Annotated in this window: 14 protein-coding genes; 2 read left to right on the top strand and 12 right to left on the bottom strand. The window is 61.7% G+C overall.

The genetic code is table 11. The annotated features are described in order from the left end of the window. Nucleotides 1-14: 14 nt before the first annotated feature. From ACFWEM_RS16345 to ACFWEM_RS16320, 6 genes are all read right to left on the bottom strand, one after another. Nucleotides 15-848 carry a hypothetical protein gene (locus tag ACFWEM_RS16345; RefSeq protein ID WP_378535068.1) on the bottom strand — a complete coding sequence of 278 codons (834 nt, stop codon included), beginning with the start codon at nt 846-848 and terminating at the stop codon, nt 15-17. Nucleotides 849-1,042: 194 nt separating this feature from the next. Beyond that, the gene (locus ACFWEM_RS16340; RefSeq protein WP_007734097.1) at nt 1,043-1,669 is read right to left on the bottom strand and encodes a TetR/AcrR family transcriptional regulator; all 627 of its coding nucleotides are present in this window, start codon (nt 1,667-1,669) and stop codon (nt 1,043-1,045) included. Nucleotides 1,670-1,743: 74 nt separating this feature from the next. Further along, nucleotides 1,744-3,000, bottom strand: a complete 1,257-nt coding sequence (locus ACFWEM_RS16335) for an NAD(P)/FAD-dependent oxidoreductase (protein WP_378535066.1) — start codon at nt 2,998-3,000, stop codon at nt 1,744-1,746. Further along, nucleotides 3,000-3,191, bottom strand: coding sequence for a rubredoxin (locus tag ACFWEM_RS16330; protein WP_007734094.1), 192 nt, complete (start codon nt 3,189-3,191; stop codon nt 3,000-3,002). Before ACFWEM_RS16330 ends, ACFWEM_RS16335 begins: the two co-directional genes overlap by 1 nt. A 30-nt stretch (nt 3,192-3,221) precedes the next feature. Beyond that, complete coding sequence (locus ACFWEM_RS16325; protein ID WP_279163066.1) at nt 3,222-3,392, bottom strand: rubredoxin; 171 nt, start codon at nt 3,390-3,392, stop codon at nt 3,222-3,224. Continuing rightward, nucleotides 3,389-4,564, bottom strand: a complete 1,176-nt coding sequence (locus tag ACFWEM_RS16320) for an alkane 1-monooxygenase (RefSeq protein ID WP_003945652.1) — start codon at nt 4,562-4,564, stop codon at nt 3,389-3,391. Before ACFWEM_RS16320 ends, ACFWEM_RS16325 begins: the two co-directional genes overlap by 4 nt. 221 nt (nt 4,565-4,785) lie before the next feature. Between ACFWEM_RS16320 and ACFWEM_RS16315 the strand changes: the two genes are divergently transcribed. Both ACFWEM_RS16315 and ACFWEM_RS16310 read left to right on the top strand, forming a co-directional pair. Beyond that, nucleotides 4,786-5,238 carry an HIT family protein gene (locus ACFWEM_RS16315; RefSeq protein WP_378535064.1) on the top strand — a complete coding sequence of 151 codons (453 nt, stop codon included), beginning with the start codon at nt 4,786-4,788 and terminating at the stop codon, nt 5,236-5,238. A gap of 139 nt (nt 5,239-5,377) precedes the next feature. Beyond that, nucleotides 5,378-6,985 (top strand): FAD-dependent monooxygenase, encoded by a 1,608-nt coding sequence (locus ACFWEM_RS16310; protein WP_378536158.1) that lies wholly within the window; start codon nt 5,378-5,380, stop codon nt 6,983-6,985. Here the strand turns inward: ACFWEM_RS16310 and ACFWEM_RS16305 are convergent. Genes ACFWEM_RS16305 through ACFWEM_RS16280 form a run of 6 tightly spaced genes read right to left on the bottom strand, consistent with a single transcriptional unit; the run spans nt 6,972 to nt 12,551 of the window. After that, nucleotides 6,972-7,460, bottom strand: coding sequence for a VOC family protein (locus tag ACFWEM_RS16305; protein WP_378535062.1), 489 nt, complete (start codon nt 7,458-7,460; stop codon nt 6,972-6,974). The two genes, ACFWEM_RS16310 and ACFWEM_RS16305, sit on opposite strands and share 14 nt — an antisense overlap. After that, nucleotides 7,457-8,209, bottom strand: coding sequence for an SDR family NAD(P)-dependent oxidoreductase (locus ACFWEM_RS16300; protein WP_378535060.1), 753 nt, complete (start codon nt 8,207-8,209; stop codon nt 7,457-7,459). Before ACFWEM_RS16300 ends, ACFWEM_RS16305 begins: the two co-directional genes overlap by 4 nt. Nucleotides 8,210-8,212: 3 nt before the next feature. Further along, complete coding sequence (gene dmpG, locus ACFWEM_RS16295; protein WP_378536156.1) at nt 8,213-9,247, bottom strand: 4-hydroxy-2-oxovalerate aldolase; 1,035 nt, start codon at nt 9,245-9,247, stop codon at nt 8,213-8,215. 5 nt (nt 9,248-9,252) lie between these two features. After that, on the bottom strand, nt 9,253-10,155 hold the full coding sequence (locus ACFWEM_RS16290) for an acetaldehyde dehydrogenase (acetylating) (RefSeq protein WP_378535058.1): 903 nt from the start codon (nt 10,153-10,155) through the stop codon (nt 9,253-9,255). An 8-nt stretch (nt 10,156-10,163) separates the two neighbouring features. Continuing rightward, complete coding sequence (locus ACFWEM_RS16285) at nt 10,164-10,949, bottom strand: 2-keto-4-pentenoate hydratase (RefSeq protein ID WP_378535056.1); 786 nt, start codon at nt 10,947-10,949, stop codon at nt 10,164-10,166. 3 nt (nt 10,950-10,952) lie between these two features. After that, the gene (locus ACFWEM_RS16280) at nt 10,953-12,551 is read right to left on the bottom strand and encodes an FAD-binding protein (protein ID WP_378535054.1); all 1,599 of its coding nucleotides are present in this window, start codon (nt 12,549-12,551) and stop codon (nt 10,953-10,955) included. Nucleotides 12,552-12,644 lie beyond the last annotated feature (93 nt).

The following is a 12,644-nucleotide window of genomic DNA, read 5'->3' as shown; positions in this document are numbered from 1 at the left end:
CAACTGTGCGTCTGTCAGGCGGGCGGTCGCACTTTCCGTGCGGCCACCGCGTAGACGTCGCTCGACGTGGTGAGCGAGTTCTTTCCGCTGACTGCCGGCACTCCCCCGCGGAGATTCACCGCCCAGTTGAGCGCACCCAACGGTCCGCATCCGCTAGCTCCCGGCGCCGCGAACGCAGCATCCGAATGTGGGACTGCCGGGAACACCGCGCCGGGAAACTCACCGATGGGTTCCGATGGCGGGTTTCCAGTTGTGGTCAAGTGAAGATTGATCGGATTCGAGACCGAACCGATGAAGCAATCGTCGCCGAGCAGCGGATTCGACAGTTTCAAGCGGACCGGCATCGTGAGTTCCTGCTCGAGGACCTTCAGATCCGGGACTCCCACCGATTCGACTGTCGCGCTGATCTGAGTCAATCCGAGCGGAGTATCGATCCCGAGCGCACCTCCGGGTACCGAAATCGGGTTGGAATAGACCCCGTTGGACCCGTCCTGCTTGGCGACGAAGGTCTCGACGAAACTGTTGTCAGGCTGTGTCGCGTATTTCACCCCACCCGCAACCTTGAGACTGCCGTCCGGGATCGGCACCGAAAGTGCGCCCAATTTCATGGTCCCTCCGCGAACTACGACGCTGGCGCACGTCGTCACCTCGAGATCCTCGATCGGGCACGTGCCCCAACCGTCGAAGGTCAACGGATCAACCGCTGCCGCACCGGAGGAACCGAGCGATCCGCTGCCGGAAGACCCTGACGATGATTCGTCGGCAATTGCCACACCTGCACCGGCCATGACAAATGTTGCAACCAGCGCGACTGTCGACATCACTCGAGACTTATTGAGGCTCTTCATCTTCGAAACCCTCCACCGTTGACGGAATCTAACGAGAGCCGCCCACAGGCGGCACCTCGACGCACGTCCGGCACGCTACCGAGAAGCGGGACTGGGATTCACACATATCGGCGAAACTTCCCACCAAAGAACTACGGCGATCAGTCTCGATCGAACTTCCGTCCTAGCTCGGAAACCGTATCGATCCTGTCGGCTCAGTTCGGTTCGACTGTGCCCGAACCGATGACCTGATCGAGGAACGGCCCGAACATCTCCCCCAGGTTCTCGGCGATCTGATCGGGAGTACCGAAGGACAACGTCACGTGACTGATCGCCAGACGCACTATCGTGCTGCCGAACATCTCGGCGTGGATGCGGTCGACGTTCGCCCAACTGGTCATGAAGATCTCGGCCAACCTCGCGCTCGCATGTTCGAGCAGCGGAGTCCCGTCGGTGGTGACCAAGCTCAGCAGGTCGTGCTGCGGCCGCGGACCGACAATGCTGACCACCATCGGATCCCGGGCACCGGCGTCGAAGAAGGCACGAAATGCAGCCGAGACCGCGCCCCGCGGATCCGAATGATGCAGCGTTACTTCGCGTTCCACTTCTTCGAGGAACTCGTCGACGAAACGGATGAGGTATCCGGACGCCAATCCCTGGCGAGACGTGAACTCCTTGTACAACGTCTGCCGGCTCATACCAGCAGCTTCGGCGATATGCGCCATCGTGATGTCGTTCCACGATTTCTCGGTCAAGAGTTCGCGTGTGGCGTCGAGCGCTGACGCACGGAGGAGTTGACGAGCTGCCTCGTGGTACGGGACACGGGCACGAGCGGTGGACATATCGGGAAGATTTCCATCGCCCGTGCTCGGTGTCAAAACGGTGGACACGCAAGCCACCGAAGTCACGAGTGCACTCAGAGCACCGGTGAGGCGACAAGACCCGCCGCAAGTTCGGTCAGATCCCTGTTTGTATCGGCAAGTACGTCGGCGCTGATGTCCGGGGAGCGTTCGATAAGGGTTCGCACGGCACGAATGTCCTTCGGCCGGCCCACGCTCACAGCACCGACGATAGTTCCGTCGCGCATGCAGATCGCAGTGAAGTCATAGGAGTCCAAGTCTCCTCGAACTATTACGGTGTCGTCCGCGCCTGGCCAACCAGCTACTTGAATGTTGCGGCCGAATTGGTTCGACCAACTCCATGGGACGGATTCGAAAGGTTCCGCCTTCCCCACAATGGTCTTGGCAACTGCAACTGCGTGGTCCTGCGCGGTGTTCCAGTGCTCACCACGGTGTATGCCGCCGAGAAAACCGTTGGGCACGTTGGCCACATCGCCGATCGCGTACACATCAACGACGGAGGTCCGGAGGTATCGGTCTACCGAAATCCCGTTGTCCACCGCAATACCCGCAGCAGCAGCCACATCGGTATCGGGCAAGGATCCGATTGCGACGACGGCCAAGTCCGCTGTCCACTCGCGTCCGTCACGCGCACGTGCGGTGACGCCGTCGGCACCCGTCGTGAGCGTCTCGAGGTCGACTCCCGTCTGCAAGGCGACGCCTGCCGAGGCGTGCAGCGCGGCGATCTTCTCCGCTATCGACGGTGGAAGCAGCCTGGACAGGGGCAGCGGTTGCGCTTCGAGAACCTGTACACTGCAACCCAAGTCGCGTGCCGTTGACGCCACCTCCGATCCGATCAAGCCACCGCCGACCACCAATAGCGAGGATCCTTCGATCAGCTGGGATTGCAAGCGTCGCATGTCTGCGATATCTCGAAGATAGTGAACGCGCTCGGAATCTTCCGCGGCCAACCGTCGGGACCGTCCACCCGTGGCAAGAATCAGAACGTCGTAGTCGATGCTGTCACCGTCGGCTAAAAGTACTGTGCGGGAATCTGTGTCGATACTCGTGACAGTTGCGCCGATCCGAAGATCGATACCCTGCTCGTTCCAGAAAGTCGACGGCCGCAACCGAACCCGATCGAACGACGCTTTCCCGGACAGTAGCTCCTTCGACAGCGCCGGGCGGCGGTACGGCTCCTCAGGTTCGCTGCCGATCAGGATGATGCTGCCGCCGAACCCTTCCTTGCGCAGGGCCTGCGCGGCACCGGAACCGGCGATGCCCGTGCCCACGATCACGACGGTGCGTGTGTCGGGCTCGCTGACCGCTGTCATCAGCGGTCCACCTCCACCATTTCGAAATCGACTTTGGCAGCACCACAATCAGGGCAGGACCAGTCTTCGGGAATCTCGTCCCAGCGAGTACCCGGCTCGATACCGTCGTCGGGCCAGCCGATCGCTTCGTCGTACTCGAACCCGCACTGGAGGCAGCGGAACAATTTGTAAGCAGTGGCAGTCTCGGACATCGGTTTTCCTTTCACCGGTGGGTATTTCGATCAGGATTGCGTGACGAGGGTGAAGTCGACCTTCTCGCGGACGCCGCAGTCGGGGCAGCACCAGTCGTCCGGAATGCTCGACCACGGCGTGCCGGGCGGAAAGCCTTCTCGCGCAGCACCTGTCGATTCGGCGTACGTGTAGTCGCAGATCGGGCAGATGTAGGCGTTCATGCGTTCACCCCGTAGGCTGCGAGGATCTTGGCCCGCTTCTTCGGCGCGATGTTGACCTGGGTGATGTCACCTCGGTAGTGCTCGAGAACGCGGTGGTCCATCACCTTGCGCCACAGGGGCGGGACTGTTGCGAGCATAATCATGCTGGCGTAGCCGCTCGGGAGCTGAGGGGCCTCTTCCATACTGCGAAGCGCTTGGTAGCGCCGCGTCGGATTCGCATGATGATCGCTGTGCCGCTGCAAGTGATAAAGGAAGACGTTGGTGCAGATGCGATCACTATTCCAGCTGTGCGCCGGCGTGCATCGCTCGTACCGTCCGCTTGCGGTTTTCTGACGCAGGAGTCCGTAGTGCTCGAGGTAGTTGATCGCTTCGAGCAGCGAAAACCCGATGAACGCCTGGATCACGAGGTACGGCGCGATGCCGATCCCGAACACTGCAAGCGCGACACCGAACAGAACAACCGACATGAGCCAGGCGTTGAGCACGTCGTTCTTGATGCTCCAGTGCGTGGTGCCCAAACGCTCGAAACGGGTCTTCTCGAGATGCCACGCCGACTTCAATCCCCCGCCGACGCTGCGCGGCCAGAAACCGTAGAGGGTCTCACCGAATCGCGAGGTCGCCGGATCTTCCGGAGTCGACACTCGCACATGGTGGCCACGGTTGTGCTCGAGGTAGAAGTGACCGTAAGCACTCTGTGCGAGAACGATTTTGGACAACCAGCGCTCGACGCTCTCCTTCTTGTGCCCGAGTTCGTGGGCTGTGTTGATGCCGATTCCGGCCGTCACACCGATCGTCACTGCGAGTCCGATATTGGAGAGAACGCTCAAATCCCAACGCGCCCAGATGTAGCAGGACAGGAAGAAGGCCGTGTACTGCAGCGGCAGATAGGCGTAGGTGCACCACCGGTAGAAGCGGTCGTTCTCGAGTTCGTCGATCACCTCGTCGGGCGGATTCTTCCCGTCCTCACCCGCCAGGATGTCGATGACGGGAATGAGAGCAAACGCGATCAGTGGGCCGGTCCACCAGAAGACATTCCATCCGGTGGCGGTAACAAGCCCCACGGCGATGAAAGTTGCCGATGACGGAATCAGCGCCAGCAGCCACAAGTAGCGTTTCCGGTCTCTCCAAGTTGCGAGCCGACCATCTGGCTCGGTGTACACCAACGCCGCCATCGAATTCTCCAGTTCTCGTTCGGATCAGTGAGTGCGTCCTGCGCGGTAATCCGCGACACGAACAACATCTATGTATAGAGAGTGGACAAACAAGGGTGTTTTGTCAACGATTTTCAAGGTAAAACTTTTACAAACATGCTGATTTGTACATCTAGATGAACCCTCCGTTCGGGCTGATCGCAAATCTTCCGCCACCGCGCCACACTCGGTACAAAAGTGGAATGGGGACGTCAGCATGCGCAATATGCGCCAAACACCAAGGAACACGCCCGCTCGTCAGCCCCCGAATATTCGAGGACGACTTCGTCGTTGTCTCCCATCGGCCTCCTCAGCCAGACGGCCGTTCGGTTCCTGGATATGTGTTCGTCGAGACCCGTCGACACGTGTCCGGATTGCCTTCACTATCCGAACCTGAAGCACTCGCCATCGCACACGCGGTCTGGTGCGTCTCACGTGCCCTCGACTCGGAATTGACTCCAGAATTCGTGTTCTCCGCGATCGCCGGGCGAAGCGTCCCCCACTTTCATCAGCACGTTTTCGTCAGGCCCTTCGGCGCTCCGAGTTCAGTGAGTTGGAACGACGTCGATTCATGGGACGACGCGCCACGCGTCGACGAGGTCGAGCTCACGCTTCTGTGCAGGAGAATCGCGCTCGGCTTCGAAGCCGAGCAATAGCGCAAAACAGTCGGTGCGCGGACGGACAGTCGACGCAAGACACAACCTCTCGATGTCCGATTTGCGCGAATTTCCCCACAACGAAAGTTCGCTTACCCATACTGAAATGACCGACTGTCCCCGACGTGAGTGGGTCCTCATGGATACCGACGTATTGGTAGCGGGCGCCGGCCCGATCGGATTGACCACCGCGATCGAGCTGCGCAGACGCGGTATCTCGTGCCGAATAGTCGACCCGCTCGACGAACCGCGGCAGTACGCGAAGGCCGTCGGGATTCAGCCACGCACACTCGAACTCTTCGAGAACATGGGGGTGCTCCGCCAGGCACTCGACGCCTCGACATTGATGCGCGGTCAGATCATGTACACGAACGGCGTCGAGGTCGGCCGCGTCGACCTCACCCTCCCCGACGACGTTCCTTACTGGTTTCTCTGCCTGCCTCAGTACTCGACGGAGCGCATCCTCACCGAGCGCCTCACCGAGTTGGGAACAACCGTCGAACGCGGAGTCGGCCTCACCGCCTTCGAACAGTCCGACGACGCCGTCACTTGTACCCTCAGCGACGGCAGCACTGTGACAGCCCGGTACCTGGTGGGTTCCGACGGCGCGCACAGCGTGGTCCGCAAAGGGCTGGGCCTGAGCTTCGAGGGCGGCGCGTTTGCCGAGAGCTACATGCTCGGTGACGTCGAAGTCGACTGGTCGATACCCAGCGGCTACTCCGTTCGCGCCAACCACACCGCCGACGACGGAACCACCGACGACCTACTCGTCTGCATCCCACTTCCCGGACACAAGCGGTACCGCATGTCGATGCTCGTTCCGGACGAGTTGATGCCGGACGAATCGTCGAACAAAGCCGCTGTACAACACGGTTTTTCAACCGGCAAGACACCTGAACTCCATCACATCCAGGCTGTGCTCGACAGACTGTCCCCAGAACCGACAACCGCCTCGATGCTGCGATGGTCCTCGGTCTTCCGCATCAGCCACCGCATCGTCGACGCTTACAGCCGCGGACGGGTCTTTGTCGCCGGCGACGCCGCGCACATCCATCCCCCGACTGGCGCGCAGGGCATGAACACCGGGATCCAGGACGCCCACAATCTTGCGTGGAAGATAGCGCTCGCCGTCAAAGGTGTTGCGAAAGCGGATCTTCTCGAGACCTACGACGCCGAAAGGCGGCCGGTCGGTGAAGAAGTCGTCGGGATGACGGTCCGAAATGCTCGAGAAGGAATCGGTTCGGGAGAGTCCTCCATCGACACGGCAATGCGGCGCCAGGCTCAATTGTTGATCGACTACTCGGAGAGTCCGCTGAACAGCGGGCGTGATTCCTCGAGTCCGCACGTCCAACCGGGCGAGCGTGCACCCGATGCGCGCGGCCTGCGCCGAGACGGTGTGCAGTACCCAATTCGGTTGTTCGACTTACTGTCCGGAGTCGGCCATACGTTGCTGCTTACTTCGGACGGATCCACGGAGAGCATTAACAGCTTGGAGAAGGTCGCCGACGCCGCAGTTCGATCAGCGCACGGCTTGCTGGGCGTCTACGCGATAGTGCCACCGGGAACCGTGACCGTCGACTCGCTGGTGCCGATCATCGAGGACAACGACTCGCAACTGTGCGCCGCGTATGGGGTCGAAGGCACGGCGGCGCTGGTCATTCGGCCCGACGGCTACCTCGGATTCCGCGGGCACCCGGAGAACGTTTCCAACTACTTCGCGAAAGTGTTTGCCGTCAATCAAGAATGAGCGAAGCGAACATCAACCGGATCTCGGGCGAGAGCTTCATCAACTCGACGTATCCACCCAACGGCCCGGCATTGAGGTAGGAGAACTCCATGCCGGCGCCCTCTACCCGACCTTGTTGCACCACCGACATTCCGCGACGCTCGGCCTCGAGCAACGTCGCCTCGTAATCGCCTGGAACCCAGGCCAGGTGATGAACTCCGACGCCGTGAGTCTCCAGGAATTCCGTGTACAGGTTGCGTCCGGATACTGGTTGGATCAGCTCGAGCTGTTGGCTGCCCGCATATCCGATCGACACGTGCACGACATAGTCCGCGGGCTCCCCGCGAAACGTTGTGGTCTCGGGACCAAAGGCGATGTCTGGCATACGTAGCCACCGCTCCACTCCCCACTGCCGAGTGAACTCCTGTTCGGCAGCCTCGATGTCCTCGACCACCCAGCAGATCTGGAAGATCGGTCCCGAGACCAACGGGGTCATGCCATTTTTCCGTTGTCCACCGAGTAGACGGCCCCGTGTATCGCCGAGGCGTCGTCGGAGGCCACGAAAGCCACCATCTTCGCAACGTCCTCGGCTTCCATCAAGCCACGCGGCGAGGCAACCTTCATGACGAGGTCGAAGTCGACTCCGTCGGGGAAGGTGAATCCGGTAACTTGAGGAGTCATCATGCCGCCGGGGCAGATTGCGTTGACACGCAGAGACTTTCCGGTGAACTCCATCGCCATCGCTCGGGTCAGTCCGATGAGTCCGTGCTTGGCAGCGCAGTATCCAGCCGAGTACGCCTGCCCTTCCAGCCCCGCGATCGAGGAGACGTTGACTATGTTGCCGCCCCGCTCCAGCAAGTGCGGCAGTGCTGCGCGGGACAGGAAGAACGGTCCGTTCAGATTGACCGCAAGGTCATGTGCCCATTCGGAATCTGCAATATCCGCCGTATGACGAAGCGAGTGCGATCCCGCCACGTTGACGAGGATGTCGATACCACCGAGTTCGTCGACGCACGCCCGCACGGCCGCATCACACTGAGCGGAATCCGAGACGTCCGTCGCTGCGAACCGACGCTCTCCGTCCGCGCCGACCACCTCGACCATCGACTGTCGCAGCTTTTCCTTGTCGCGGGCGATACCGAAAACTTCTGCGCCCCTGAGGTGGAGGATCTCGGTCACCGCGCGCCCCAAACCTGAGGACGCGCCGGTCACCAAGGCCACTTTTTCGGCCAGTACGTCTGCCATGACCTAGGAGGCCGCTGCTTCGCGCTGCAGTTCCAGCGCAATGTCGATCAACTGATCTTCCTGTCCGCCGACCAACTTGCGCTTACCTGCGCGCACCAACAGCTCCGCGGACGACACTCCGTACCGCTCGGCCTGACGCTCGGCATGCTTGAGGAAGCTCGAGTACACGCCGGCGTAGCCCATCATCAGTGCCTGACGATCGAGCAAGCACTCCTGCGGCATTGCCGGGCGCACAACATCTTCGGCAGCATCGGCGATCGCGAAGAAATCGATTCCGGTCTTGACGCCGATCTTGTCGCAGACACCGACGAAGGCCTCGACCGGTGCGTTGCCGGCGCCGGCACCAAAACGGCGGGTGCTGCCGTCGATCTGCTTGGCTCCGGCACGAACTGCCGCAATGGAATTGGCGACGCCCAGACCCAGGTTCTCATGTCCGTGGAAGCCGACCTGAGCGTCGTTGCCGAGTTCCTGAACCAGCGCCTCGACGCGATCGGATACCTGCTCGAGTACCAGCGCGCCGGCCGAGTCGACCACGTACACACACTGGCAACCCGCGTCGGCCATGATGCGAGCCTGCTTGGCCAGCTTCTCCGGCGGAATCGAGTGAGCCATCATGAGGAATCCGACCGTTTCGAGTCCACGCTCACGTGCGAGGCCGAAATGCTGGATGGATACGTCGGCCTCGGTGCAGTGAGTTGCGATGCGGCAGATGGACGCACCGTTGTCCTGCGCGATGACGATGTCGTCCTTGATGCCCAACCCGGGCAGCATCAGGAAGGCGATCTTCGCGTTTGTCGCGGTCTCGACGGCAGCTTTGATGAGTTCCTGCTCAGGAGTCTTCGAGAAACCGTAGTTGAAGGAGGACCCGCCGAGACCGTCTCCGTGAGTGACCTCGATGACCGGCACTCCGGCTCCGTCGAGGGCACCGACGATGGCTCGCACTTCTTCGACGGTGAACTGATGACGCTTGTGGTGGGAGCCGTCGCGCAGCGACGTGTCGGTGACGCGGATGTCCCAGCTCGAATCGAAATGAATCATGTCGCTCACGCCTTCACACTCAGAAGCTTCTGGGCGATTTCCTCGCCCACCTTGGTGGCTGCTGCCGTCATGATGTCGAGGTTGCCCGCGTACGGCGGCAGGAAATCGCCTGCACCTTCGACCTCGACGAACGTGGTGACCGTGGCGTATCCACCGGAAACGACACTCGGTTCGTCGAACTGCGGTTCGTTGAGCAACCGGTAGCCGGGCACGTACTGCTGGATGTCCTTGACGACGCGGTGAATGGAGTCGGTGATCGCGGCTCGATCGGCGTCCTCGGGAATGGCACAGAAGATGGTGTCGCGCATGATCATCGGCGGGTCTGCGGGGTTGAGGATGATGATCGCCTTACCACGCTGTGCGCCGCCGATGGTCTCGATACCGCGGCTGGTTGTCTTGGTGAACTCGTCGATGTTCGCGCGAGTTCCCGGGCCGGCGGACAACGATGCAACGGAGGCGACGATCTCGGCGTACGCCACGTCGACGACACGCGACACCGCGTAGACGATCGGAATGGTTGCCTGCCCACCGCAGGTGATCATGTTGACGTTGGGTGCGTCCAGGTGCTCACGCAGGTTCGCGGGCGGAACCACAGCCGGGCCGACCGCGGCCGGAGTCAGATCGATGGCACGGATACCGGCGGCCTCGTAGCGTGGTGCTGCCTCGCGGTGCACGTATGCCGACGTCGCCTCGAAGACCAGGTCCGGTTTCTCCGCCTGGCTCAGCAACCAGTCGACGCCCTCGGCGGAGGTCTCGAGTCCCATCTTGCGGGCGCGCGCCAATCCTTCACTCTCGGGATCGATTCCGATCATCCATCGCGGTTCGAGCCACTCGGAACGCTGCAGTTTGTACAACAGATCGGTACTGATGTTTCCCGATCCGACGATCGCCACACTTGCCTTGGTCATGACTACTCCTACGTGAACTGAAGAGAGACGGAACCGAGGCCGCTGAACTCGGCTCGGAAGTTGTCGCCTGGATGAGCGTCGATCGCTCGCGTGCACGAACCCGGCAGCACGATGTCGCCGGCCTTGAGCCGAACTCCGAAGGTGTCGACCTTCTGCGCCAACCACGCAACCGCGGTGACCGGGTTCCCGAGTACCGCATCGCTGCGCCCCTCCGCAATCCGCTCCCCGTTGCAGGTCAGAACCGCGTCGATGGCCTTGATGTCGATGTCCGACGGGCGAACTCGTTCCTTGCCGAGAATGAACCCAGCGGAGGACGCATTGTCCGCGATGGTGTCCGAGAGGCCGATCTTCCAGTCCTTGATCCGGCTGTCGATCAACTCGATGGACGGCGCATAGGCGACAGTGGCGTCGATGACGTCTTGTGCGGTGCACCCGGCGCCCGGCAGATCTGCTCCCAGAATGAAGGCGACCTCCACCTCGACGCGCGGGAAGCAGAAGCGCGACGTGTCGACCGGACGGTTCTCGAACTCTTCCATCTCGGCGAGCAGGTGACCGTAATCGGGCTCGTCGACGCCCATCATCTGCTGCATCGCCAGTGACGAGAGTCCGACCTTGTGTCCGACCACCTTTGCGCCACCGGCAACACGACGCCGAATGTTGATGAGCTGGATCTCGTAGGCGTCGACGACGTCTATTTCCGGATAGTCGGCGATCAGCGGGCTGATCGGAGCGCGATCCCGTTCCGCCGAATCGAGGTGGTCGGCAAGTTCGCCGCGGATCTGCGTCGAGAGCATCGTTCAGGCCTTTCCGACTGTGGAGAATGCGGCTGCGTGCTGACCGGCTCGTCGTCCGGAGAACACGCAGTCGGCGAGCGACAAGCCGCTCACATACGAGTTGGAACAGATACCGACAGCGGTACGGCCGGCGGCATACAGGCCAGGGATACCCTCCCCGGCCTCGTTTTTCACCATGCCGGACGATTCGTCGACCACCAATCCACCGAGCGTGAGCATCGGGCACGGATTCATCATGTTGGGCTTGATCGAGACGTCGTACATCGTGAACGGCGCAGACAGTATCGGCCTGACGAAGTCCGACGGCTTACCCATCGGATCGGGTTGCCCGGCAGCGGCAGCCGAGTTGTGCGCGTCGACTGTGGCTTGAAGGCCGGCGACGTCTATCCCCGCTTTGCGGGCAACCTCGGCAATGGTGTTGCCACGCACCGCGGTACGCATCATGCCGGTGGTCTGCACCCGCTGGAACCACATCGACTGGTCACTGATCTGCGACTTCGCTTCGCGAACAAGCTCGGAATCTGCCAGCAGCCAACCGATTCCGCTGCTCTTCTCCGCCATCGCCTGACCGAGAGCGGCACCGTACCGGGACTCGTCGACGATTCGCGCACCGGATTCCCCCACCAGAACGGAACCGAGAAAAGCACTCGGCGGGACGATGAATCGCCAGGCGGAAACATTGCCGAGCTTGTCGGTTGCGCCCCCGGCTTCTATACCGAGGTTGATGCCTTTGCCGTCGTCACCCGACGTGCCGAGCGGGATACCGCCCTTGTAGGCAGGAGCATGGGTGCGCATCATCTCGCGATTGGACACGAAGCCGCCGGCGCTGAGGATCACGCCGCCCCGCGCTTGGATGCGAATCCGCTTGGCGTGCTTCTTCTCGATCTTCGCGATGAGTGCGTCGAGAATCGTGCGCAACTGCGGTGCGTAGACGCCGGGCTTGGAGGACAGGGACCCGAGCGTCGCGTGACGGCGACGAACTCCGGCAGGTGCGTCACGCAGCGTCAGTGCTTCGACGCCGATCACCCGGCCGTCCTCGATGATCAGCCGGTCCGCTCGCGTCTGGCCGAGCAACTGGACGCCCTTCGCCTCCGCGGACTTCGCGAGCGGGCCGTAAAGCATCTTTCCCGACGTGCCACGCCCCTTGGCGCGATGACCACGCGGAGCAGGTTTTGCTATGTCACGGAACCCGCCGGCCGATTCGCTACCCGAGAAGTAGAGGTAGTGCTTGTTGCTCGGGTACGACGTCTTGTACGGACAGAGTGAGGCCTCGAACGGCACGCCGTGACTGCGCAGCCAGTCGATCGACGCCGGGCTCTCGTCGACGAACCGGCGCAGAGTCTGCGGCGTCACCGCGTCACCGACCTCGCGGTTCAGGTAGGCGAGCATGGCTTCGGGACTGTCCTCGACACCGGCTTCCTTTTGAATCACGGTGCCGCCGCCGGCGTAGTAGATTCCTCCGGAAATCGTGCTGGCACCACCACCGAGTGCTCGGTCGATTGCCAAAACCGACGAACCGGCCGCTACCGCTTCGAGCGCCGCACTGGCGCCCGCCACACCGAACCCGACCACAAGGACGTCAACCGAAGTATCCCAGGTCACACCGCACCATCCTCAATCTCACTGCAACGTGTTTCGTTATCAATGACAACGTCCGGAAATACTTCCTGGCAGAAAGCATGGACTGACACCCCC

This window comes from Rhodococcus sp. NPDC060176 (assembly GCF_042728675.1).
In the GTDB taxonomy this organism is placed as follows: Bacteria; Actinomycetota; Actinomycetes; order Mycobacteriales; family Mycobacteriaceae; genus Rhodococcus_F.
The sequence above is the reverse complement of the archived record's forward strand: the minus strand, read 5'-3'. Positions and strand labels throughout refer to the sequence as shown.

Excerpts from the sequence above, each read along its gene's own strand:
- ACFWEM_RS16300 (WP_378535060.1), bottom strand. The coding sequence starts at position 8,209 with ATGGCAGACGTACTGGCCGAAAAAGTGGCCTTGGTGACCGGCGCGTCC.
- ACFWEM_RS16335 (WP_378535066.1), bottom strand. The coding sequence starts at position 3,000 with ATGACAGCGGTCAGCGAGCCCGACACACGCACCGTCGTGATCGTGGGC.
- ACFWEM_RS16320 (WP_003945652.1), bottom strand. The coding sequence starts at position 4,564 with ATGGCGGCGTTGGTGTACACCGAGCCAGATGGTCGGCTCGCAACTTGG.
- ACFWEM_RS16330 (WP_007734094.1), bottom strand. The coding sequence starts at position 3,191 with ATGTCCGAGACTGCCACTGCTTACAAATTGTTCCGCTGCCTCCAGTGC.
- ACFWEM_RS16315 (WP_378535064.1), top strand. The coding sequence starts at position 4,786 with ATGGGGACGTCAGCATGCGCAATATGCGCCAAACACCAAGGAACACGC.
- dmpG (WP_378536156.1), bottom strand. The coding sequence starts at position 9,247 with ATGATTCATTTCGATTCGAGCTGGGACATCCGCGTCACCGACACGTCG.
- ACFWEM_RS16325 (WP_279163066.1), bottom strand. The coding sequence starts at position 3,392 with ATGAACGCCTACATCTGCCCGATCTGCGACTACACGTACGCCGAATCG.
- ACFWEM_RS16290 (WP_378535058.1), bottom strand. The coding sequence starts at position 10,155 with ATGACCAAGGCAAGTGTGGCGATCGTCGGATCGGGAAACATCAGTACC.
- ACFWEM_RS16305 (WP_378535062.1), bottom strand. The coding sequence starts at position 7,460 with ATGACCCCGTTGGTCTCGGGACCGATCTTCCAGATCTGCTGGGTGGTC.
- ACFWEM_RS16345 (WP_378535068.1), bottom strand. The coding sequence starts at position 848 with ATGAAGAGCCTCAATAAGTCTCGAGTGATGTCGACAGTCGCGCTGGTT.
- ACFWEM_RS16285 (WP_378535056.1), bottom strand. The coding sequence starts at position 10,949 with ATGCTCTCGACGCAGATCCGCGGCGAACTTGCCGACCACCTCGATTCG.
- ACFWEM_RS16340 (WP_007734097.1), bottom strand. The coding sequence starts at position 1,669 with ATGTCCACCGCTCGTGCCCGTGTCCCGTACCACGAGGCAGCTCGTCAA.
- ACFWEM_RS16310 (WP_378536158.1), top strand. The coding sequence starts at position 5,378 with ATGGATACCGACGTATTGGTAGCGGGCGCCGGCCCGATCGGATTGACC.